Source organism: Kribbella voronezhensis (assembly GCF_004365175.1).
Lineage (GTDB): Bacteria > Actinomycetota > Actinomycetes > Propionibacteriales > Kribbellaceae > Kribbella > Kribbella voronezhensis.
This window is the reverse complement of the sequence record NZ_SOCE01000002.1, coordinates 1065992-1089005: the sequence shown is the minus strand read 5'-3', so window position 1 is coordinate 1089005 and position 23014 is coordinate 1065992. Positions and strand designations below refer to the sequence as shown.

Below are 23014 nucleotides of genomic sequence, written 5' to 3'. Positions count from 1 at the left end.
GGCTGGTCCCCCGGCGGGCGTCGGGTCTGCTGTCACAGCGGGTTGCTGGTGTCCGGGTCCTCCGGTGGGGCGACCGGGGTGTCGTCCTCGACCGGCGGGGCGACCGGGGCGTCGTCAGCGGCGTCCGTGGACGAATCCGGTGCGGCGTCGGCGCTTTCGTAGTTGCCGCCGTTGACCGACTCGGCCGCGGGCTCGGTGTGGCTGCCCGTGTCCGTCGTCGGCGAGGACTCCGGCCGGGACTCGGACAGGATCCGGGCCAGCGTCTCCTCCGAGATCCGCTTGAACTTGCGCATCTGGCTCCTGGTCCGGTCCAGGACCGCGACCTCGAGTTGGTCCGGCTCGAGCTGCCGGACCTCGGTGCCGTCGTGGCCGAGCGCGTCCACCGCGAGGCGGAGCGCGCCGGCCAGCGAGATGCCCTCGGCGTAGTGCTCGCCGATGTAGTCGGCGACCTGCTCGGCCGGGCCACCCATCACGGCGTAGCCGCGGACGTCGGCGATCGAGCCGTCGTAGGTGAGCCGGTAGATCTGGTCGTCGGCGGTGCTGTTGCCGATCTCGGCAACGAGGATCTCCACCTCGAGCGGCTTCTCGCCGCCGGAGGAGAAGATCGCGCCGAGCGTCTGCGCGTACGCGTTGGCCAGCGCCCGGCCGGTCACGTCGCGCCGGTCGTAGGAATACCCGCGCATGTCGGCCAGCCGGACGCCGGCGATCCGCAGGTTCTCGAACTCGTTGTACCGCCCGACCGCGGCGAACGCCATCCGGTCGTAGATCTCGGCCACCTTGTGCAGGGCGGGTGACCTGTTCTCCGCCACGAACAGGATGCCGTCGGCGTACTGCAGTGCGATCGCGCTGCGGCCCTTGGCGATGCCCTTCCGGGCGAAGTCCGCCCGGTCCCGCATCAACTGTTCGGGAGAGACGTAGAACGGAACGCTCATGGAAATCCTTGTCTTCGAAGCGCGGGCAGACTCAGGTCAGCGAACGGCTCAGGTCAGCGAGGACGCGGGGCCGTCGGGACGCTCGTGCCGCGCGGCCCACACGCTGTCGACGATCGAGGCGACCTCGTCCTCGGGCAACCGCTGGTAGCCGTCGGCCGTGACCACGCCGATCACCGGGAAGATCCGCCGCAACATGTCCGGCCCACCGGTCGCCGAGTCGTCGTCGGCCGCGTCGATCAGGGACTGGACCGCGACCGTCGCGCACTCCGTCGCCGACAGGTCCTCCCGGTAGAGCTTCTTCAGCGCGCCGCGGGCGAACAACGACCCCGAGCCGACGCTGTGGAAGTGATGCTCCTCGTAGCGACCACCGGTGGCGTCGTAGGAGAAGATCCGGCCGCCCTTGATGTCCTCGTCGTAGCCCGCGAACAGCGGCACCACGGCCAGGCCCTGCATCGCCATCGCCAGGTTGCCCCGGATCAGGGCGCTCAGCCTGTTCGCCTTGCCGTCCAGGCTGAGCGTGGTGCCCTCGAGCTTCTCGTAGTGCTCCAGCTCGACCTGGAAGAGTCTGACCATCTCTATCCCGAAACCGGCCGAGCCCGCGAAGGCGACCGCGGAGTACTCGTCGGCGGGGAAGACCTTCTCGATGTCACGCTGGGCGATGATGTTGCCCATCGTGGCCCGCCGGTCGCCGGCCATCACGACGCCACCGGGGAAGGTGGCCGCGACGATCGTCGTACCGTGCGGGACGTCGGCGGAGAAATCTGCCGATCCCAGGGAGCGTCGTCCGGGCAACAGGTCGGGCGCGTGCCCGGCCAGGAAGTCCATGAAGGACGAGCCACCTGGGACCAGGAAGGCTTCCGGCAACCGGCCGGAGGCATCGAATGTCATCTAGCGGTTCACTCCCCACCCTTTTGCACGAAACCGCGGACGAACTCTTCCGCGTTCTCCTCCAGCACCTCGTCGATCTCGTCGAGGATCGAGTCCACGTCGTCGTCGAGCCGTTCCTTGCGCTCGGCGGCGTCCTCGGTCGACTTGACCTCGGTGACCTCTTCCTCGGTCGTCGAACGCTTCGGCTGCTTGTGCTGCTGTCCGCCGTCCTTCGCCATGGCACACACCTCCTAGAACCGCAGTGGAAGGCCGCCCAACCGACCTTCTACAGCGACCCTACCCGGCAGCGCCCCCAGTAATGGTGCGAACCAGGTCACTCGCGGTGTCGCACTGGTCAAGTAAGGCCCCAACATGCGCTTTGGTACCGCGCAACGGGTCCAAAGTAGGGATGCGTTGCAACGATTCCTTGCCCGGCAGATCGAAGATCACCGAGTCCCAGGAGGCGGCGGCCACCTGCCCGGCGTACTGCTGCATGCAGCGGCCGCGGAAGTACGCGCGGGTGTCGGTCGGCGGGTGCGAGACGGCCATCCGGATCTCCTCGTCGCTGACCAGGCGCTGCATCCGGCCGGCCTTGACCAGCTTGTAGTACAGCCCCTTGTCCGGGCGGAGATCGGCGTACTGCAGGTCGACCAGGTGCAGCTTGGAGTCGTCCCAGTCGAGGCCGTCGCGGTCGCGGTAGGACTGCAGCAGCTTGAGCTTGGCGACCCAGTCGAGCTGGTCGGACAGTTTCATCGGATCGATGGCCAACTGGTCGAGCACGCTCTCCCAGCGCTGCAGGACGTCCTTGGTCTGCCGGTCGGCGTCGTCGCCGTACTTGTCCTCGACATACTTGCGGGCCTGCTCCAGATACTCCACCTGCAGCTGGACGGCGGTGAGCTTGCGGCCGTCCTTCAAGGTGAGCAGGTGGGTGCAGGTCGGGTCGTGGCTGACCTCGTGCAGCGCGGTCACCGGCCGGTCGACACTGAGGTCGTCGGTGAGCCAGCCGTCCTCGATCATCGCCAGCACCAGCGACGTCGTACCGACCTTCAGGTAGGTCGAGATCTCGGACAGGTTCGCGTCGCCGATGATCACGTGCAGCCGCCGGTAGCGGTCCGGGTTCGCGTGCGGCTCGTCGCGGGTGTTGATGATCGGGCGCTTCAGCGTCGTCTCCAGGCCGACCTCGACCTCGAAGTAGTCCGCCCGCTGGCTGATCTGGAAACCGTGCGCGTTGCCGTCCTGGCCGATCCCGACCCGGCCCGCGCCGGTGACCACCTGGCGGCTGACGAAGAACGGCGTCAGGTGCCGCACGATCGACGCGAACGGCGTGGACCTGCGCATCAGGTAGTTCTCGTGCGAGCCGTACGACGCGCCCTTGTTGTCGGTGTTGTTCTTGTACAGGTTCAGCGGGGGCGCGCCGGGGATCTGCCGGGCCTGCCGGGCGCCTTCCATGATCACCAGCTCGCCGGCCTTGTCCCAGACCACCACGTCGCGCGGGTTGGTGCACTCCGGCGCCGAATACTCCGGGTGGGCGTGGTCGACGTACAACCTCGCGCCGTTGGTCAGGATGACGTTGGCCAGCCCGGTCTCCTCGTCGGTGAGCTGGCTGGAGTCGGCCACCTCCCGGCTCAGGTCGAAGCCGCGCGCGTCCCGCAGTGGGTGCTCCTCGTCGAAGTCCCACCTCGTCTTGCGCGCCAGCGGCTGCGTCTGGGCATAGCCGTTCACCACCTGGCTGGAGGTCAGCATCGGGTTGGCCCCGGGCTGGCCCGGCACCGAGATCCCGAACTCGGTCTCGGTGCCCATGATCCGCCGAACACTCATACGATCGAGCCTACGCGGTCAGGCCGACTAAATGCGTTGAAGTGTCCACAGGGTTACGTGTGAGACTGCCCAAATGGACGAACTCGTGGCGTTGCTGGACTCCGACGGCCGGGTGTGCGGCAGTGCGCCCCGGTCCGTGATGCGGCGCGACAACCTCCGCCATGCCGCCACCGGAGTACTGGTCCGCAACAGCGCCGGCGACATCTACGTCCACCGCCGGACCGCCACGAAGGACGTGTATCCGTCGTACTACGACTTCATGGCCGGCGGCGTCGTCGCCTTCGGGGAGGACCCGTACGACGCGGTGGTGCGCGAGCTGGCCGAGGAGCTCGGGATCAGCGGAGTCGAGTTGGTGAAGCTCCCCGAGGGCGACTATGCCGACGACGCCACGTCGTACCACGCCTATCTCTACAGCTGCGTCTGGGACGGTCCGGTCGTGCACCAGCCCGAGGAGGTCGCGTGGGGCGCCTGGATGTCCCCGGCCGAGCTGATCGCGAAGCTGGACGATCCTTCCTGGCCGGTGATGCCCGACACGGCCGCCCTGGTCGGCCCGCTGGTGAGGTCGTTCATGTGACGGTCACCGACAACGGCTGGGACAGCCGCGCCTGGCTGGACGGCGACTGGCTGCACCGCGCCCCTCGGCGCGAGGAGGTCCGTCCACGTCTCCTGGCCGAGGCCCGTCTCCTGCCCTGGCTGGCGCCTCAACTCCCGCTCCCGGTGCCCATCCCGGAGCTGACCGAGGACGGCGTACGGCATCGTCTGCTCGTCGGTGAGCCGTTGGCCGAAGCCAGTACTGCGCTGGGCCGCGAGCTCGGGTCGTTCGTGAAAGCGCTCCACGAGGTGGATCCGGTCGCAGCTGTCGAGCATGGGGCTCTGGATCCGGCAACTGCCGAGGCCGAGCGGGCCGAGGTGATGGCGGAGATGCGCGAGAAGGTCCTGCCACTGCTGCCGGAACCGGAGCGCTCGCGCGGGGCGTCGTTGCTCGACGGCATCGGCGGTGTCAACACCGCGCTGGTTCACGGCGATCTCGGGCCGGATCACCTTCGCGTGTACGACGGTCGGATCACCGGGATCATCGACTGGACCGACGCGCACATCGGAGACCCGGCGATGGACCTCTCCTGGCTGCTGCACGCCGCTCCGAGAGCGCTCTCCGAAGGCGTCGCCGAGACCTACCGGCCGAGCGACGAACTGGTCCGCCGCGCGTACGACTGGCATCGCCTCGGCCCGTGGTACGAGGTCGTCCACGGCCTCGTCACAGATCGCCCGGAGTTGGTGGAGAGCGGTCTCTCGGGGGTCCTGGCCCGCCTCTGATGCAACCATCGACCAGGTGAGCGGTCACTCCCCGGTGTGAAGATCATCCTGACCGACGAGACGGAGCCACCGATGGCCGCCGGATCTCCAGAGCCCACCGGGCCGAGCCCTGGCAACATCCCGCCCGGGCCGAGCCTCCGCAGTACGCCCGACGCCGAGGTGTGGGACCGAATGCGCTCCGGTGATCAGTCCGCCTTGGGCGAACTGTTCGACCGGTACGCCGACGATGTCTACGCCTTCGCGTTCCGGCGTACCGCCTCGTGGGCCACCGCCGAGGACGTGGTCCAGGCGACCTTCCTCAGCACCTGGCGGCGGTTCCAGCGCGACCCACCGGGCCCGTTGACCGCCTCGAGTGCCCGCGGCTGGCTGCTGGTCGTCGCAGGCAACGAATGCCGTTCTCTCTTCCGGACCACGAAACGGCTCCGCAACCTGCTGCAACGGCTGCCGGATCCGCCGCCCGAGACCGACCACGCCGCCGAAGTGGCGCGCCGGCTCGACGACGAACGCCGGATGTCCGCCATCCGCCAGGCGCTGGCGAAGCTTCCCCGGCACGAACGGGAGACGCTCGAACTGGTCGTCTGGTCCGGCCTGACGACGGCGGAAGCCGCCGACGCGCTCGGCGTACCGGTCGGCACCGTCAAAGCCCGCCTCCACCGCACCCGCCGCCGTTTCCCCGACCTCCTGTCCCGTACCGCTCTCTCCGAGGAGCTTTCATGACCACCAAGCTGGAGCCGCCCCTGGTACCGCCGCTGTCCGCGGAGCAGCGCGCCCGGTTGCACGATCGCGTCATGCTTTCTCCCGTACGCCGTACGCCACGTCGCTGGGCCGTCCCGGTTGCAGCGGTGACCGCGGTCGCCGCCGTCATCGCCGGAGCAACCCTCGCCGCCCACCGCGGCGACAACACCGCACCACCGATCACCAGCACGCCCGTCCCGGACGCGATCAAGGTCGACCTCGGCCCGGCCAGCCCGGCTGAGTTGGCCAAGGTTCAACGCAACTGCCCCACTTCACCGACCCAGCGCACAGAGGTCCTGTGGAGCCGTAAGGTGCGGTGGTTCTCCACCTTCATGGAGAACGAGAAGCTCACTGGCGTAGTGGCACTCCTGAGGGTGTCTCCCCCAGGTGAGAACCCCGGCCTCGTGTTCTGTACCGCCTCCGGAGGCCACGGGCACGCCGCCTCTGACTTTGCCTGGTCGCTTCAGCCGACGCCCGCGCAAGGGTTGGTGACGATCGATGAACTGACGCACGTCCTGATAGGCAGTCCGGTCGGCGGCGGGACGTCGACAACGTACGAAGAGACCTGGGGCCTGCATCGGGTGCGTCCCGAAATTGCCCGGATCCAGTCGCGCACGATCGGGGCGATCGGTCCCGCCTGGTACGAAGGCGTCGTGCTGGACGGCGTCGCCTACACCGACAACTTCGCTGACCGCGGCGCATCAGGCCGCACCGAGTTCCGGGCCTTCGACAAATATGGCAATCCGGTACCGCTGCCCTAGGGCTGGCGGCTGATGAAGCGGGAGATGGAGCGGGCCAGGTTGATGCCGACCAGGCCGCCCCAGCAGATGACGATGGCGAAAGCGCCTTCCTGGGCGGCTGCGATCGCGGTGATCGGGATGCCGGCGGTCACGGACACGATCGCGAGCGCGAGACCGCCCGGGTCGCCTTCCCGGCTCGGCTTCGGCGCCTGCACCGGCGGCGTGGCGAGGTGCTGGGCGGTGTGCGCGTCGAGCTTCGCGAGGAACCCCTCGATGATCTCGGGCTCGTAGTCCGGCCCCAGCTCCTGCCGCGCCGCCACTGCCGCCCGCAGGTCCTTACGGATCTCTTCCGTCGCCATAGCCCGAAGGTACGCCAGCAAACGCTCCCATGGGATAGGGGGAAACCCTGACCCCCGCCCCGTCCTCAACCCAGGGCTCCGGTAGACCTACCGCCCTGGCAACCACACCGCATCGGTGGTACGAACCAGCACTGCAAGGAGCCGCTCACGCCAGCTGCGACGTCGCACACTCCCCGTCCCTCGGAGTCTCCACACCGGATGCTCAGAGCCTTGCGTTGCAGCCGGGCGCGGATGGAACGAGATGAGCAACGTGCGGTGGTCGGCCGGCGCCCACCACGCCTCGGATCGCTCGTCATAGACGAGGCCCGCAGGTTGACGACAGTTCCCCTGGTCACAAGTGGGCCAGAACGGGGGTTCGCCATGTCGATCGTCGAGCCGCTCGCTGCGGCTCGGCGTACGGGTGAAGGTGCGAGGTGGCGACGGAGGAGCCGCCGTAGTAGGGGTGGGGGGCAGGCGACGTAGAAGCCTGCGTGGGCGGCCTTTCCGGCGTACGAGGTCAGCGGGTATGGCGGTGTGGTGGGTGGCCGTTGTCGGAGGCGGTGAAGGTGGTGGTGAGGACGGTGCGGGAGGAACCGTCGTCGACGGTTAGGACGACTCGGTGGTCGCCCTCGAAGTCGAGGAGGTCGGCGAAGACCTCCGTGCCGGTTCCGGCTGGTTGGCCGTCGAGTTCCCAGCGGAGTTGGTCGCCCGACAACGGCCGGCCGCTCGCGTCGCCGGCGAGCGCCCACAGGCGGACCAACGAGCCGGCCCGGACAGTGGATCCGGCCGCGGGTGCGAGGATCGCCGCATCCGGAGCCCGCCACGGTACGTCGACCCGCACGCTGTCGCTCACCACCGTGTGGAAGCCGTCCGAGATCATCAGCTGTACCAGCGCGGGACCCGCCGACATCGGCGTCATCGACACCGTCGCCTCACCTGCCTCCAGCCCGGCCGCGAGACTCTGCCAGGTCTGCCCGTCGTCGCCCGACCACCGCAGCAGTCGCAGCGGCTTGTCGACGTACACCTCTTCGTGCCAACTGACCCGCAGCGCATCCGCGGTCGCCTCGGCCTGCAGACCTTCGATCCACGGCGGCGCGTCAGCGGGCTCCCGCATCCACACCTCTTCGTCGTCGCGCACGATCCGCAGCGTCCCGCCCTCCGGCGCCACCGGGACCATCGCGCGGATCACGCCTTGGTCCAGAGCCGCCTTGTCCCCGCATCCACCACACCCACCGCCACCGCCGCAACCACCACAGGCCAGCGTCTCCACCAGGTAGACCGGCGCCTGCGAGAGGAGCTGCCCCTGCCTGTCGATGAAGTGCAGTGAAGTGCCCGGCAGCCGAATGCCGTCCTGCGACGGTGTGGTGTTCAGAGTGATGACGTGCTGAACCTCCAGTTGCCCGTCGACCATCCGGCCGAGCAGCACGAGCATCGGCCTGACCTGCGCACTCCCCCAGTCCGGCGGCGGATCGGGGATGTAGTGCGGGATCGGCCCGTCCAGGTCGAGCTGGACGTTCGGCGGCCGCGCGTCTCCTGGTCCCGGTAGCCAGCTCGGGTTGAGGTGTTCGTGTTGCAGCATGCGCTGGTACTGGTACAACGACGGCCAGCGCGGGAAGCAGTACGACATGAAGTCGCGGCCGATGCCAGGTCTGAGCACGGTCGGCCCGGTGATGTCGAACCCGTACTCCCCGATCGAGGCCATCCGGTTCTGGATACTGTCGTACGGCTCGTACGCCGGATAGTTCGGGTCGATGTACGGATCGTTGGTCTGACCGCAGGGTGAGTGCTGGAAGGTCAAGACGTGCCCCAACTCGTGGCCCATGCTGTTGCTCTGGCCGACCGGTCCGGTCCCGACGCCGGCTCCGCCACCGCCACAGCCGCCGGTGCCGTCGAGCGGAATCGCGCTCGGCAGCATCCCGTAGTACAGCCAGCCCGGTTTGTCGCCGTCGGCAAGCTTCACCAGGTACATCCAGGCGAGGATGCTGTTCCACACGTCCGGGCACTTGCCGTTGAGGATCGCGCCGGACAAGGGGACGAACCAGTTCATCTGGCCGGCGACCGACAGCTCGGGGACGTGGGAGACCGGATACCAGTTCACGGTGTCGACGACGGTCGACTGCAGATCGGCCAGCGTCGGCAACGGCAGGTCGACGTGGTTGCCGTTGAGGTCGTCGCCGGAGTACTTGATCGGGATCATCCGCACCTTGAGCTTCTGCAGCAGCCCGGCGTCGACGGTCTGCAGATGCTCGGCCCGGTACCGCTTGTTGCTCGCGGCCTCGACGGTCACCCGCAACCGGAACGTGCCGCGCATCAGCGCTGCCGGGATGACAAAGTTCAGGCTGTTGCTCAACGACCTCCGTTCGGTCGCGTAGTCCGGATCGGCCGGCGCGGTCACCACTCCGGGGTACTGCGCCACCAGCGTCCCGCTGTCCACCCAGACGCCGTACTTCATCCGCTGCATCACCACGGTGCCCTGTACGCCGTACACGTCGGCGAAGAGCGCGTGGACGTAGACCCGCACGTACGCCGGTTTGTCGGCGACCAGCCGGACCGAGTTGTCCGCTCCCCGATCGCCCGGATCGGTCAGGTGCTCAGCCGCCTTGCGGTACTGGATCACCTGAGTGACCTCGACGCCGTCGATGTAGATGCCGGCCAGAAACGGCTTGAGCCAGTCCGATTGGGCCAACTGCTGGAAGACTCCGGATACGTTGAACCTGGGCATGCGCCCACCCCCTGTAGCCACGCGCCCAGTTCCCCCCGAGCGCTCCCCTGCAGCAAGGCAAGCACGCCTCCCGCCCGCTGTCGACACCTCAGCAGCAGGCGGCCGCAGTACGCGGATCGTCGGAGCAGGCGGGACAAGCACCAGCCGCCCCGGTCCGAGCGGACCGGGGCGGCTGGGGTTGTGTGGTTACAGGTACTGGCCGGTGTTGGTGGCCGTGTCGATGGAGCGGCCTGGCTCGGTGCCCTGCTTGCCGGAGATGAGGGTGCGGATGTAGACGATCCGCTCGCCCTTCTTGCCGGAGATCCGGGCCCAGTCGTCCGGGTTGGTCGTGTTCGGCAGGTCCTCGTTCTCCTTGAACTCGTCGACGCACGCCTGCAGCAGGTGCTGCACCCGCAGACCCTTCTGGTTGTCGTCCAGGAAGGCCTTGATCGCCATCTTCTTGGCCCGGTCGACGATGTTCTGGATCATCGCGCCCGAGTTGAAGTCCTTGAAGTACAGGACCTCCTTGTCACCGTTGGCGTAGGTGACCTCGAGGAAGCGGTTCTCGTCGGCCTCGGTGTACATCCGCTCGACCGTGCGCTGGATCATCCCGTTGACGCATTCGGCCTTGTCCCCGCCGAACTCGGCGAGGTCGTCGGCGTGCAGCGGCAGCGTCGTGGTCAGGTACTTCGAGAAGATGTCGCGCGCGGACTCCGCGTCCGGCCGCTCGATCTTGATCTTCACGTCGAGGCGGCCCGGCCGCAGGATCGCCGGGTCGATCATGTCCTCGCGGTTGGAGGCGCCGATGACCAGCACGTTCTCCAGGCCCTCGACACCGTCGATCTCGCTCAGCAACTGCGGAACGATGGTGTTCTCGACGTCGGAGGAGACACCGGAACCGCGGGTGCGGAACAGCGAGTCCATCTCGTCGAAGAACACGATCACCGGCATGCCCTCGGAGGCCTTCTCCCGGGCCCGCTGGAAGACCAGGCGGATGTGCCGCTCGGTCTCACCGACGTACTTGTTCAGCAGCTCGGGGCCCTTGATGTTGAGGAAGAACGACTTCTGCCCCTCCACCCCGGTCCGCTCGGCGACCTTCTTGGCCAGCGAGTTCGCCACCGCCTTGGCGATCAGCGTCTTGCCACAGCCCGGCGGGCCGTACAGCAGGACGCCCTTCGGCGGCTTCAGCTCGTGCTCCAGGAACAGGTCCTTGTGCAGGTACGGCAGCTCGACCGCGTCGCGGATCTGCTCGATCTGGCCGGCCAGGCCACCGATCTGGGTGTAGTCGATGTCCGGGACCTCTTCGAGGATCAGCTCCTCGACCTCGGACTTCGGGATCTTCTCGTAGACATAGCCGGAGCGGGGCTCCAGCAGCAGCGAGTCACCGGCCCGCAGGGCGATGTCGAGCAGCGGCGTGGCGAGCCGGACGACCCGTTCCTCGTCGGCCTGCGCGATCACCAGAGCCCGCTCGCCGTCGGCCAGCAACTCCTTCAGCATCACCACGTCGCCCACGACCTCGAAGTCGCAGGCCTCGACCACGTTCAGCGCCTCGTTCAGCATCAGTTCCTGGCCGAGCTTCAGCGCGTCCAGGTCGACTGAGGGGCTTGCAGCGACCCGGAGCTTGCGTCCCCCGGTGAACACGTCCAGCGTGTCGTCGTCGTTGCGGCCCAGGAAGGTCCCGAAACCGGACGGCGGTTGCGCCAGCCGGTCGACCTCCTCCTTCAGGGCGATGATCTTCTCTCGGGCCTCGCGCAGCGTGTCCGCCAACCGCTCGTTCTGTGCGGTCACGCTTGCCAAGGACGCCTGGGTTTCGGACAGTCTGCTCTCGAGCGACCGGCTGTCCGCCGGGTGCTCCAACAACCTCCGCCGCAACGCTGCGACCTCGGCCTCCAGGTACCTGACCTGATTACGCAGCTCTGCCGCGGTAGGACTCTCGTCTCCAGCCACGATCATCACCTCACCATGTGGGGCTCGACCCTATGGACCTTACCCAGAAAACCTCACTGAGCAAGCTGAATCCCATCACGTGTCGGTTGCGGATGAATCCGTTGCCCGCGGCGTGTCTTCGGGTGTATCGGACTTACGGGGTCCGGAATAGTCGTCGCCGTACGCGCCCGGGGCCGGCCGGCGCTTCTTCCGGGGTGCCTGTACGCCGTGCGCCATCCGCCGAGCGGTCACCAGGAACGCGGTGTGTCCCTGCATCCGATGCCCCGGCCGAACGGCCAGTCCCTCGACGTGCCAGTCGCGCACAAGCGACTCCCAGGCCCTGGGCTCGGTGAACTCACCGTGAGCCCGCAGTGTCTCCACGACACGGCTCAGCTGGGTCGTAGTGGCGACGTACGCGCAGAAGACCCCTCCCGGCACCAGGGCACCCGCAGCGGCGTCCACGCACTCCCAGGGGGCGAGCATGTCGAGTACGACGCGGTCCACGTCCTCCTCGTCGAGCGACTCGACGAGGTCACCCACCTGCAACCGCCAGGCCGGGTGCTCAGCACCGAAGAACCCGGTGACGTTCTTGCGGGCCACCTCGGCGAAGTCCTCCCGGCGCTCGAACGAGATCACCTGGCCTTGGATTCCGACAGCTCTGAGCAGCGCGGTCGTCAGCGCACCCGACCCGGCGCCGGCCTCGACCACCTTGGCGCCCGGAAAGATGTCGGCCATCGTGACGATCTGGGCCGTGTCCTTCGGATAGATCACGGCCGCACCCCGCGGCATCGACACCGAGTAGTCAGCCATCAACGGCCGAAGCGCGAGGTACTCGACGCCGCCCTTGGACCGCACAACGACCGCATCCGGCCCATCGATCAACTCGTCGTGCTCGATCCCGCCCTTGGTCGTGTGGAAGATCTTCCCCCGCTCCAGGAACACCGAGTGCCGGCGCCCCTTGGAGTCGGACAAGGTGACCCACTCGCCCGCCTGCAACGGACCATGGTGCACCCCGGAGAACGAGGCATCAGGAAAATCACGAAGATCAGACATAAGGCGCTCACCTTAACTTCCACCCGTACGCCGACCCCGCATCGCGCCCTCCTGAGAGCACCCCTCGACGCCGGTGCAGCCTGCGGAGACGGAGCACGCGGGGTCGCCTGCCGTAGCACCGAGGACCGGGTGCGCCGGAGCGAAGTTCTAGCCGCGACGGAGGAGCGGCGTTCTGGGGTGGGTGGGTCGAGCGCCGACGCAGGAGGGCGCGATGCGGGGGCGGCGTACTAGCGGGTGCGGAAGGCTGCTTCGACGTCGGCGGTGGCGAGGACGCCGTAGACCTGGCCGTTCGGGTCGAGGACGAGGTACTCCGTGGCCGGGTTCTTGCGGAGGGTGGTGAGGATCTCTTCGCCGGTGTCGTTGACGCCGATGATGTGGCCGGCGGCGATGCGGGTCGAGACTTCGCCGACGGTGGTCCAGGGGCGCTGGTTGGGGGCGACCGCGTTGACAGCCGACTCCGAGACCAGGGCGTGGGGCCGGCCTTCGCCGTCCATCACCACGACCGCGCCGGCTCGTTGCTCGGAGGCGAGGCGGACGGCTTCCGATACCGGCGTACCGGCGTGTACTGCGATCGCTCGGCGGGCCAGGGTGCGGACCTGCAGGGCGGGCAGTTTGCGGCGCAGGCGAGCCTGCATGAGGGACGCGGTCGAGCCCATCCAGAGGAAGAAGCCGACCAGCAGCGCGATGACGAAGTCGATCAAGGTCGGCTGCCGGTCGAAGACCTCCTCCAGTACGACGGGCGCGGCGAGCACCGAGATCGCGATCAGCCGGCCGGCCCAGGCCGCGGCGATCGTCCCGGTGTGCATGTTGCCGGTCAGCTTCCAGACGAAGGCCCGTAGTACCCAACCGCCGTCCAGCGGCAGGCCGGGCAGCAGGTTGGTGACGCCGACGATCAGGTTGGCCAGCGCGAGCTCGAACAGCGCGACATAGCCGACGCCCTCGTCGATCGCCCGCGAGCCGAGGTACGCGAGCCCGCCCACGACGAGAGAAGCGAGCGGGCCGACGATCGAGATGGCGAACTCCTCGAACGGGGTCTTCCGTTCGCCCTCGATATGCGTACCGGCCGCGAAGAAGCCGAGGTTGATCTCGGTCACCGGGATGTCGTATCGCATCGCCACCAGCGCGTGGGCCAGTTCGTGGATCAGGATCGAGACGGTGAAGGCGACCACGAAGGCGAACGACGCGACGTACCGCCAGCTGCCCAGCTCCGGGAACTGCTCGCCGATGACGGTCGAGAAGCCGAGTGCGAGCAGTACGGCGACCGGGAGCCAGGTGACCCGCATGGTGAGCCGCACCCCTTTGACACGGCCGAGCACCCAGGTGCCGGGCGGTGGGCCGGCAGGCTGAGCGGGACTCTGGGGATCATGCGACTCCGACATCGAGGTAACGCTACTGGTCCACCGGTAACACCGTGCTACACGCCCACGGTTAGCTGGCCGTACGTCGAGTGCTTGGCGACCCCCGGAAGCCGCCTGAGCTCCTTGGCGAGCCCACAACGGACCCGGCGGACTCCGCAGGTTCCCGGGAGTCAGCCGTGAGTTCGCGGTGAGACCAGGAACGAGTTGTCCACAGGTCGAGTGCGGCGTGCGAGCGGAGTGTCGGTGCTCTCGCCTAGCCTTCCGGGTATGAGTGTTGCAGCGGCAGTCGATGTGCACGGCCACCCACGCGGGGCGCTGTCCCCGTCCCGGGCGGCGGACTTCATGAGCTGCCCGCTCAAGTACCGGTTCCGGGTGATCGACCGGCTGCCGGAGAAGCCGTCGTCTGCAGCTGTCCGTGGGACCGTCGTGCACGGCGTGCTGGAGCGCCTCTTCGATCTGCCGGCCGGCGAGCGGACGCTGGAGCGCGCGGCCGAGATGCTCGAGCCGCAGTGGCAGCACGTGCTCGAGGCCGAGCCCGAGGTCGCGGAACTGTTCGCCGAGGACGCCGGTGGTGAGGAGCTCGCGAAGTGGCTCGCCGAGGCCCACCAACTGCTCGGCAAGTACTTCACGCTGGAGAATCCGAACGCGCTGGAGCCCGCCGAGCGGGAGCTGTACGTCGAGACCGAGCTCGACTCCGGCCTGACCTTGCGCGGGTACGTCGATCGTCTGGACGTGGCGCCGACCGGTGAGATCCGGGTCGTCGACTACAAGACCGGCCGGTCGCCGTCCGAGTTCTTCGAGGCCAAGGCCCTGTTCCAGATGAAGTTCTACGCCCTGGTGCTGTGGCGCCTGCGCGGCGTCGTACCGGCCATGCTGCAACTGGTGTATCTGGGCAACGGCGAGATCGTCCGCTACGTCCCCGACGAGGCGGATCTGCGGGCCTGCGAGCGCAAGGTCACCGCGTTGTGGAGTGCGATCACGCGGGCGCTGGAGTCCGGCGACTGGCGGCCGAGCCCGGGCCCGTTGTGCGACTGGTGCGACCACAAGGCGCTCTGCCCGTCCTGGGGCGGTACTCCCCCGCCGCTGCCGTCCCGTTCGGTCGAGGAGGTCGCTCAGGAATCGGCCGGTGTCGACCTGGTCGGAGTCGACGGCTGATGTCCGCCGGAGCGCGTGTCGGCGCGCTGCCCGGACGGGTGGCTGGGCGGCTGGTTGGGGTGGCTGAGGTCGGGTTCACACCGGTCGGTGCGGGGTTCACCCACCACTCTCGGATACCGTCCGGGTTATGAGTCACCCGCATCCCGACCTGGGAACACCGCCCCGCCTGCCGGACAACGCCCTGCGCATCGTCGCGCTCGGTGGGCTCGGTGAGATCGGCCGCAACATGACCGTGTTCGAGCACAAGGGCCGGCTGCTGGTGGTGGACTGCGGTGTGTTGTTCCCGGAGGAGCACCAGCCGGGCGTCGACGTGATCCTGCCCGACTTCAGCTGGATCCGGGACCGCCTGGACAAGATCGACGGCATCGTGCTGACCCACGGCCACGAGGACCACATCGGCGGCGTGCCCTACCTGCTGAAGGAACGCGGCGACATCCCGCTGATCGGTTCGAAGCTGACCCTGGCGTTCATCACCGCCAAGCTGAAGGAACACCGGATCAAGCCCCAGACGATCGAGGTCAAGGAGGGCGACCGGCGCAAGCTCGGGCCCTTCGAGTGCGACTTCTTCGCCGTCAACCACTCGATCCCGGACGGTCTGGCCGTGGCGATCCGGACCAGGGCCGGCGTCGTCCTGCACACCGGCGACTTCAAGATGGACCAGTTCCCGCTCGACCGCCGGCTGACCGACCTGCGCGGTTTCGCCAAGCTCGGCGAGCAGGGCGTCGACCTGTTCATGACCGACTCCACCAACGCCGAGGTGCCCGGCTTCACCACCGCGGAGAAGGACCTCGGTCCGGCCATCGACACGGTCTTCCGGACCGCGCCGGGCCGGATCATCGTCTCCAGCTTCGCCAGCCACGTGCACCGCATCCAGCAGGTCCTCGACGCCGCCAAGGCCGGCGGGCGCAAGGTCGCCTTCGTGGGCCGCTCGATGGTCCGCAACATGGGCATCGCCGGCGACCTGGGCTACCTGAAGATCCCGAAGGGCCTGATCGTCGATCTGAAGGAGCTGGAGAAGCTCCCCGACCGCAAGGTCACGCTGGTCTGCACCGGTTCGCAGGGCGAGCCGATGGCCGCGCTGTCGCGGATGGCCAACCGCGACCACATGATCCGGATCGGCGAGGGCGACACGGTCCTGATGGCCAGCTCGCTGATCCCCGGCAACGAGAACGCGATCTACGCGGTCATCAACGGCCTGATCCGCTGGGGCGCGAACGTCGTACACAAGGGCAACGCGAAGGTGCACGTCTCCGGCCATGCCAGCGCGGGCGAGCTCGTCTACTGCTACAACCTGGTCAAGCCGCGCAACGTGATGCCGATCCACGGTGAGTACCGGCACCTCAAGGCGAACGCCGCGCTCGCCGTCGCCACCGGCGTACCGACTGATCGAGTGATCATCGCCGAGGACGGTGTGGTGGTCGACCTCGACCAGGGCCGCGCCAAGATCACCGGCAAGGTCGACGCCGGGTATGTCTACGTCGACGCGATGACGGTCGGCGGGGTCACCGAGGCGAACCTCAAGGACCGGCGTGCGCTGGCCGAGGAGGGCGTCGTCACCGTCGTCCTGCTGGTCGACGCACACACCGGCAAGCTGGCCGAGCCACCGGACTTCCTGGCCCGCGGCTTCGTGCACGACGACACCACCTTCAAGGCGGTCGAGCCGATCATCGAGGACACCCTCGCCAAGGCGGCCCGCGAAGGCATCGGCGAGGTGCACCAGCTCGAGGAGCTGGTCGGCCGCGCCGTCGGCAACTGGACCTACCGCCACTGGCGCCGCCGCCCGGTCATCATCCCGGTGGTCATCGACGCCTGATCACCTGCCGAGTGAGGCGGTGCCGGGTGCGCTTGTACTGCGTGCGCCCGGCACCGCCTCTACTCAGCGGCAGGCGTTCATCCGGACGGCGTGAGCACGATGCTGACCATCGTCGCTCGGCTGGCCGCGTTCGTGGTGGCGGTCAGGCCGCCCGCGCTGCCCGTCGGCACCGGCGCTCCGCTGTCAGCGACCAGTGCGGCGATCAGTCCGCTGCCGGACCCGATCCGCACATCTCTGGTCACGGAGCCGGCCGGGGCTGTCCAGTTCGTCGTCGTCGAGGACTTGTCCGCCCAGTAGGACAACAGCCACGAGCCGGCACTGCCCACGGTCACAGTCGGCGTGACATGCGCAGTCGTCGTGGTGGCGTCCGACCGTTGGCTCACCGCACCCAACGACGCACCGCTGTACGCCGTCAACTGCATGGCCACCTTGGTGTAGCCGTTGAACGTCAGCCGCACAACCTGACCACCGTCGGTCGAGGCCGCGACCTTCGACCAGGCCATCGTCCGCTGTGACCCGGACACGACGTTCTCGATCGGAGTCCAGCCCGTGACCCCCGACGGCCCGGTGACCGACGAGGTCGTCAGGTTGAGTGTCGCGAACAACACCAGCACGTCGCCCGCGGCCACGGTGCTCGGGATGGCAAAGGCCGGCGACGTCGTGTTGCCGACGTACCCGATCCCTCCGTGGAAGCCGATCCCGGTGGACGTCGACCCCACTGTGACCTGATGCGTCACCCGGTTGGTCAGCCCTCCGCCGTCGGTCACCGTGAGCGCGACCGTATAGGTGCCGGCCGCCCCGTAAGTGTGCGACGGCTGGACCCCCGAACCGGAGGCGCTGTCCCCGAAGTCCCAGGCATACCCAGCGATCGGCCCCTCCGCATCGGACGACCCCGAGCCGTTGAAGCTGCAGGACAAGCCCGTGCAGGTTGACGTGAACGCCGCGACCGGCGCCGTGTTCCCACTAGGCACGGTGTAGGCAACATGCAGCACCGGAGTCGCCGGGCCGTCGTGCGACGACGCGCGCCGCTCGCCTGTTCCGCTCAACGACAAGCCCAAGGCATTCCCCCGGCGCCAGCCAGGTCGGCTGACGATTTCCTGCGCCACGGCACGGATGTCAGCTGTGCGCTGAGCAGTCCCGGCTTGACCGGTCCCTGTCCATGCCGCCGGATTCCAAGTAGTGCGTGCCGAGGTTCGCGGACGTGAAGTCACAGTCGTCGGAGAGGTGGTGAAGGCGGCCGTGTCGTTCTCTGCCACCCCGTAGATCTGCACCGCGGTCGTCCCCGAATTCGCCCCTGCCGAAGTGAACTGGACCCACGCTTCGGTGATCGTCGCCCCCTGCGGCACCTCGAGATTGTCGAAGCGCAGCCCGATCGTCTGCGTCGTCGTACCGGCGTTCGGGATGTTCAGCGTCGTGCCGACCCAGTCCGCATAGCCAGTAGGACGTTGCTCGACATCGTCGAAGGCCCGCTGCACAGGTGTGTCCAGCGGAAGCGCCCCACCGGCCGCGACGACAGAAACGACCAGATCATCGGACCCGGAGAGCGCAGAGTCGCTCCCTACAGCCCGTACGACGTACGTCCCCGCGCTGCTGAACGTCGCAGACGTCTGCGTCGACTGTGGTGACCCGAACGTCACGCTCCCCGGCCCACTCACCACCTGCCAGCTGACCGTGGTCGATGCCGTCGGCAACCCGTCGTCCCGTACTACGGCTTGCAAGGTCAGCGGTTCGCCGACGTGTGTCGGCTGGTCGGGTCCTACCGAGACGACCGGAGCGAGGTTGCCGATCGGCGGCAGCGCGACCGACATCTCGTACAGCTTGCCGTCGTTCTCCGACGGGGTCGTGTCGTTGTCCACGCCGCGGTCGACGATGTACAGATCCCAGCGATTCGGATCGTTCGTCGCCGGCGCGACGGTGATGCCGGCCGCGAAGACCTGGTTCGAGGCGGCGATGTTGATCTTGTTGACCAGTTGCATGTTGCGGTTGAACTCGTACGCCGTCTCCGTCGCGCTGTCGACGACGAGCAGCGTGTTGCGGCCCGGATAGAACCCGATCCCCTCGGGGTCGTCCACGCCGTACCGGCCGATGTCGAACTCCGTGTCGATGTCGTCACCGGTCGGCGCGACCCCGTTGAAGAGGCCGTCGGGACCCGGCGAGACCCGATGCACATCGGTGTCCGCGCCCTCGAGCACGAACACCTCGTTGGTCGGCGGGAAGTACTCGACGTCCTCGGAGTCTCCGCCGCCGAAGGCCGCGGCACTGAAGGACGTGCGGACGTCGTCGCTGGTCCCGTAGCGTCCGTCCGGGCCGCCTGCCAGTTCGTACACCCGGGCCTGGTCGTCGTCCGAGAGGAAGACGTGCTTGTTGGCCGGGTTGTAGCCGATACCGGCCGGCTCGTGGGTGTAGCTCGTGGTGACGCCGGTGTCCTGCAAGACGCCCGCGCGGCTCGTCTCGTACAGGTTGACGTTGTGGAAGATGCTGACCTCGTCGACCTCGGCGTCGGAGATCAGCAGGGTGTCGCGGTCGCTGTTGTAGGTGATCCCGGACGGATCCGGAGACGGCGGGTTGAAGTTGGACGTCAGCACGGTTCTGACCAGACTCGCGGTCACGTTCGCCGCGGCGGCCTGCGGTGCGGACCAGACCATCACCACCGGTGCGGCCAGCAGGACCGCGACGGCCCCGGAAAGCAGCCGCCGTCTTCTCCCCCCGTGGTGCACGTGCTGAGTTCTGATATCGGACATAGTCATGAAAGCCCCCCAAGGCCACCCTGGCGACCCCTCGCCTGTTGCTGTCGGTGGCCTGTCACCCCGAAGGTGCTCCTCGGTGGCTGACGTGTCAACGGCTCGGCCCGGGTGGCGGTGGCCTCGAGCGGACCGGCCTACGGATAGCGTTCGGGGCGTGACTGTGCACGGTTTCGCCGGCTCGGACCAGCCCCTCGGCTCAGCGGCCGGCCCGGGGATCGCGATCCGGACGCTGGACGTCGGGAAGAGCTACGGCGGCGGGGAGACCCGGATCGACGCGCTGGCCGAGGTCAGCGTCGACTTCGGCAAGGGCCGGTTCACGGCGATCATGGGCCCGTCCGGCTCCGGGAAGTCGACCCTGCTGCACTGCCTCGCCGGTCTCGACCGCCCGACCACCGGCCAGGTACTGCTCGGCGACGTCGATCTCACCCGCCTGCCGGAGAAAACGCTCACCCACCTGCGCCGGGACCGCATCGGGTTCGTCTTCCAGGCGTTCAACCTGGTGCCGACCCTGACCGCACTCGAGAACATCACGCTCCCGCTCGACCTGGCCGGGCGCAACCCCGACCAGGCCTGGCTGGACACAGTGATCGCCACCATCGGCCTCGGCGACCGGCTGACCCACAAACCGTCCGAGCTGTCCGGCGGTCAGCAGCAGCGGGTCGCCTGCGCCCGCGCGCTCGTCTCCCGCCCCGACGTGGTGTTCGCCGACGAGCCGACCGGGAACCTCGATTCCCGGTCGTCCGCCGATGTGCTCGGCTTCCTGCACCGCTCGGTCCGCGACTTCGGCCAGACCGTCGTGATGGTCACCCACGATCCCACCGCGGCGTCGTACGCCGACCGCGTGCTCTTTCTCGCCGACGGCCGGCTGCGCTCGGAACTGCTCGACCCGACCGCCGACTCGGTCCTGGACGCGATGAAGCAGCTCGAGGTCGGCTGATGCTCAAGCTCGGCCTCAGGTCGGTCCTCGCCCACCGGCTCCGCTTCGTCCTGTGCACGGTCGCCGTCCTGCTCGGCGTCGCCTTCGTGGCCGGCGCGATGATCTTCACCGACACCCTCTCGGCCGCCCTGAAGAAGAACTTCGCGGGCAGCACCGCCGACATCACCATCACCGCGGTCACCGGACTCGACACCACAGCCGGTACGACGAGCGCCGAACCGCCGACGCTCAGTTCCGATCTCGCCGACCGCGTCGCCGCAGTCCAGGGCGTCGCCGGGACCGACCCCCAGCTGCTCGTCGGCGGCGTCCAGATCCTCGGCTCGGACGGCAAGCCCACCGCCACGTACGGCGTACCGATCTTCGCCTCCGCCTGGCCGCACGACCCGCGGACCGCGCCGTTCAAGCTGCTCGACGGCAATCAGCCGTGGGGTCAGAAACAGCTCGGCCTCGACCAGTCCACCGTGGAACGCGAGGGCTTCCAGCTCGGCGACCAGATCAAGGTGATCACCCCGACCCGAGCCGTGACGGCCACCCTCGCGGCGATCACCACACCGATGCTCTCCGGTTCGTCAGCCGGCGCCCCACTCGTCACCTTCGACCCCGCGACGGCCCAGCTCTTTCTCCTCGGCCACCCCGGATGGACCTCCATCGGCGTCGCGGTCCACCCAGGTCAGGACCCCCAGGCGGTCAGCAGGGCGATAGCGGCCCTGGCCGGCCCGGATGTCCGCGTCCGCACAGCGGCTCAGGTCTCCGCCGAGGGCGAGAGCGCCCTGAGCGACACGTTCGGCGGCTACAGCGCAGTACTGCTGCTGTTCGCCGCGCTCGCCCTCTTCGTCGGCGCGTTCCTGATCGTGAACACCTTCGCGATGCTCGTCGCCCAGCGCTCCCGCGAACTCGCGATGCTGCGCGCCATCGGCGCCTCCCGCGGCCAGGTCACCAGCACAGTGCTCGCCGAGGCTCTCGTGATCGGCGCGATCGGTTCGACCCTGGGGCTGCTCCTCGGCGCCGGCGTCGCTGCCGGACTGCAGTTCTCCTACCAGCACCTGGACCTCGCCGTTCCCAGTTCCGGACTCAGGGTCAGCGCGGCCACGATCATCGCGGCGTACGTCGTCGGCATCGGCGTCACCCTCGCCGCGGCGTACCCGGCAGCCCGTCGGGCCGGCAAACTGCCACCTGTCGCAGCGATGCGTGATGACCTCGCCATCCCGGAGCGCTCACTGCTGGTCCGCGTGATCATCGGCGGCTTCATGTTCCTGATGACGGCCACGCTCTTCTTGATCGCCCAGAAGGTCCGCGGCCTGCCCGGTGCGATCCTGCTGAGCCTGGGCGCTGCCATCGCGCTGCTGGCCGTGGTGATGACGAGCCCGTTGATCAGCCGGTACGCCGTACGCGGGCTGATGTCGCCGTTCGGCCGTCAGGCCCCGGTCACGCTGGGCCGGCGCAACGCCGAACGCAACCCTCGCCGCACCTCCGCGACGGCGTCGGCCCTGATGATCTCGGTCGCCCTGATCAGCGGGCTGGTGGTGATCGCCGCCTCGGCCAAGGCGTCCGTCGACCGCAACATCGCCGACGCGATCGGCACCTCCGAGCTGGTCGTCAGCAACGACGGCGGCGGCGCCTTCGCCGGCCAGGTCGGCGACCGGATCAGCGCCGTACCGGGTGTCTCGGCCGTGCACCGGGTCCGCCAGATGCCGGCCAAGGTGGACACCAGGATGTTCGATCTCCGCGGGGTCGACGACGGAGCCCTGAGGGGATCGATCACTACGAAGGTCGAGTCCGGTTCGCTCGACGCGCTCAGGACCGGTCAGGCGGTCGTCCCCCGCAACATCGCCCGGACCCTCGACCTCACCGTCGGCAAGAGCTTCCAGCTCACCACCGGCAGCGGCAAGCACCCGGTCACCGTCGGCGCCGTGATCGAACCGAACCGCCAACTCAACGGCATCGTCGTCTCGCTCCCGAAGTTCACCGAACTGGGCGGCGCCGCCACCGACACCACCCTGTACGTCGAAGTTGCCCAGGGCACCGATCTCGCGCCGGTCCGCCTCGCCGTCCTCGGTCAGCTGCACGACTACCCGACTCTGCTCGTCCGGGACCAGCAGGCGTACGCCCAAGGTGAGCGCAGGCCGATCAATGCTGCGCTCGGAGTGATCGGGATGCTGCTGGCGCTCGCCGTACTGATCGCCGTGCTGGGCATCGTCAACACGCTGGCCCTCGCGGTGGTCGAGCGGACCCGGGAGATCGGACTGCTGCGCGCGATCGGGATGGACCGGCCGCAGCTACGCCGGATGCTGCAGGTGGAATCGATCGCGATCAGTCTGCTCGGTGCCTTGCTCGGTGTCGTCATCGGAGTGCTTTTCGGCGCCTCGATCCAGGCCGTGATGGTCGACGACGGGCTCAGCGTGCTGGATGTCCCGGTGCTCCAACTGCTCGTCACCGTCGTGGTCGCGGCAGCGGTCGGCGTACTCGCTGCTGTTTGGCCGTCACGCCGCGCAGCCCGCCTCGACGTACTGCGGGCGATCGCCACCGAATGAGCCGGGAGATCGGGCCCGTGAACCGAAGCCACTCAGCGGTTTCACAGGTAGC

General features: G+C 68.4%; 18 protein-coding genes. 8 read left to right on the top strand and 10 right to left on the bottom strand.

Features of this window, described 5'->3' with window-relative positions; all coding sequences use genetic code 11:
• Positions 1-32: 32 nt before the first annotated feature.
• Genes prcA through dop form a run of 4 tightly spaced genes read right to left on the bottom strand, consistent with a single transcriptional unit; the run spans position 33 to position 3617 of the window.
• Positions 33-932 (bottom strand): proteasome subunit alpha, encoded by a 900-nt coding sequence (prcA, locus tag EV138_RS32275; protein WP_133983648.1) that lies wholly within the window; start codon positions 930-932, stop codon positions 33-35.
• A gap of 48 nt (positions 933-980) precedes the next feature.
• Positions 981-1820, bottom strand: a complete 840-nt coding sequence (gene prcB / locus EV138_RS32270; RefSeq protein WP_112238946.1) for a proteasome subunit beta — start codon at positions 1818-1820, stop codon at positions 981-983.
• 8 nt (positions 1821-1828) lie between these two features.
• Positions 1829-2038, bottom strand: coding sequence for a ubiquitin-like protein Pup (locus EV138_RS32265; protein WP_112238945.1), 210 nt, complete (start codon positions 2036-2038; stop codon positions 1829-1831).
• A gap of 58 nt (positions 2039-2096) precedes the next feature.
• Complete coding sequence (gene dop / locus EV138_RS32260; protein ID WP_133983647.1) at positions 2097-3617, bottom strand: depupylase/deamidase Dop; 1521 nt, start codon at positions 3615-3617, stop codon at positions 2097-2099.
• 73 nt (positions 3618-3690) lie between these two features.
• Between dop and EV138_RS32255 the strand changes: the two genes are divergently transcribed.
• Genes EV138_RS32255 through EV138_RS32240 form a run of 4 tightly spaced genes read left to right on the top strand, consistent with a single transcriptional unit; the run spans position 3691 to position 6427 of the window.
• Entirely contained in the window at positions 3691-4191 is a 501-nt protein-coding gene (locus EV138_RS32255) for an NUDIX hydrolase (protein WP_133983646.1), read from the top strand.
• The gene (locus EV138_RS32250) at positions 4188-4931 is read left to right on the top strand and encodes a phosphotransferase (protein ID WP_133983645.1); all 744 of its coding nucleotides are present in this window, start codon (positions 4188-4190) and stop codon (positions 4929-4931) included. Before EV138_RS32255 ends, EV138_RS32250 begins: the two co-directional genes overlap by 4 nt.
• A 36-nt stretch (positions 4932-4967) precedes the next feature.
• Entirely contained in the window at positions 4968-5648 is a 681-nt protein-coding gene (locus EV138_RS32245) for an RNA polymerase sigma factor (protein WP_133983644.1), read from the top strand.
• On the top strand, positions 5645-6427 hold the full coding sequence (locus EV138_RS32240; protein ID WP_133983643.1) for a hypothetical protein: 783 nt from the start codon (positions 5645-5647) through the stop codon (positions 6425-6427). Before EV138_RS32245 ends, EV138_RS32240 begins: the two co-directional genes overlap by 4 nt.
• On the opposite strand, the gene EV138_RS32235 is transcribed toward EV138_RS32240, so the two are convergent.
• From EV138_RS32235 to EV138_RS32215, 5 genes are all read right to left on the bottom strand, one after another.
• Positions 6424-6765 carry a hypothetical protein gene (locus EV138_RS32235; RefSeq protein ID WP_133983642.1) on the bottom strand — a complete coding sequence of 114 codons (342 nt, stop codon included), beginning with the start codon at positions 6763-6765 and terminating at the stop codon, positions 6424-6426. The genes EV138_RS32240 and EV138_RS32235 overlap by 4 nt on opposite strands.
• A 496-nt stretch (positions 6766-7261) precedes the next feature.
• A complete protein-coding gene (locus EV138_RS32230) occupies positions 7262-9466 on the bottom strand; it encodes a M66 family metalloprotease (protein WP_133983641.1) in 2205 nt (734 codons plus the stop codon).
• 186 nt (positions 9467-9652) lie between these two features.
• On the bottom strand, positions 9653-11398 hold the full coding sequence (gene arc / locus EV138_RS32225) for a proteasome ATPase (protein WP_133983640.1): 1746 nt from the start codon (positions 11396-11398) through the stop codon (positions 9653-9655).
• Positions 11399-11467: 69 nt separating this feature from the next.
• A complete protein-coding gene (locus tag EV138_RS32220; protein ID WP_133983639.1) occupies positions 11468-12424 on the bottom strand; it encodes a tRNA (adenine-N1)-methyltransferase in 957 nt (318 codons plus the stop codon).
• A 227-nt stretch (positions 12425-12651) separates the two neighbouring features.
• Positions 12652-13803, bottom strand: coding sequence for a site-2 protease family protein (locus EV138_RS32215; protein ID WP_238158526.1), 1152 nt, complete (start codon positions 13801-13803; stop codon positions 12652-12654).
• A 246-nt stretch (positions 13804-14049) separates the two neighbouring features.
• Here EV138_RS32215 and EV138_RS32210 point away from each other — a divergent pair, with 246 nt between their 5' ends.
• Positions 14050-14937, top strand: a complete 888-nt coding sequence (locus tag EV138_RS32210; protein ID WP_112238935.1) for a RecB family exonuclease — start codon at positions 14050-14052, stop codon at positions 14935-14937.
• Positions 14938-15064: 127 nt separating this feature from the next.
• Complete coding sequence (locus tag EV138_RS32205; protein ID WP_133983638.1) at positions 15065-16750, top strand: ribonuclease J; 1686 nt, start codon at positions 15065-15067, stop codon at positions 16748-16750.
• A gap of 77 nt (positions 16751-16827) precedes the next feature.
• Here EV138_RS32205 and EV138_RS32200 read toward each other — a convergent pair whose 3' ends face one another.
• Positions 16828-19497 (bottom strand): PKD domain-containing protein, encoded by a 2670-nt coding sequence (locus tag EV138_RS32200; protein ID WP_133983637.1) that lies wholly within the window; start codon positions 19495-19497, stop codon positions 16828-16830.
• Positions 19498-19654: 157 nt separating this feature from the next.
• Here EV138_RS32200 and EV138_RS32195 point away from each other — a divergent pair, with 157 nt between their 5' ends.
• Positions 19655-20431, top strand: a complete 777-nt coding sequence (locus tag EV138_RS32195) for an ABC transporter ATP-binding protein (protein ID WP_133984625.1) — start codon at positions 19655-19657, stop codon at positions 20429-20431.
• The gene (locus tag EV138_RS32190) at positions 20431-22962 is read left to right on the top strand and encodes an ABC transporter permease (protein ID WP_133983636.1); all 2532 of its coding nucleotides are present in this window, start codon (positions 20431-20433) and stop codon (positions 22960-22962) included. Before EV138_RS32195 ends, EV138_RS32190 begins: the two co-directional genes overlap by 1 nt.
• Positions 22963-23014 lie beyond the last annotated feature (52 nt).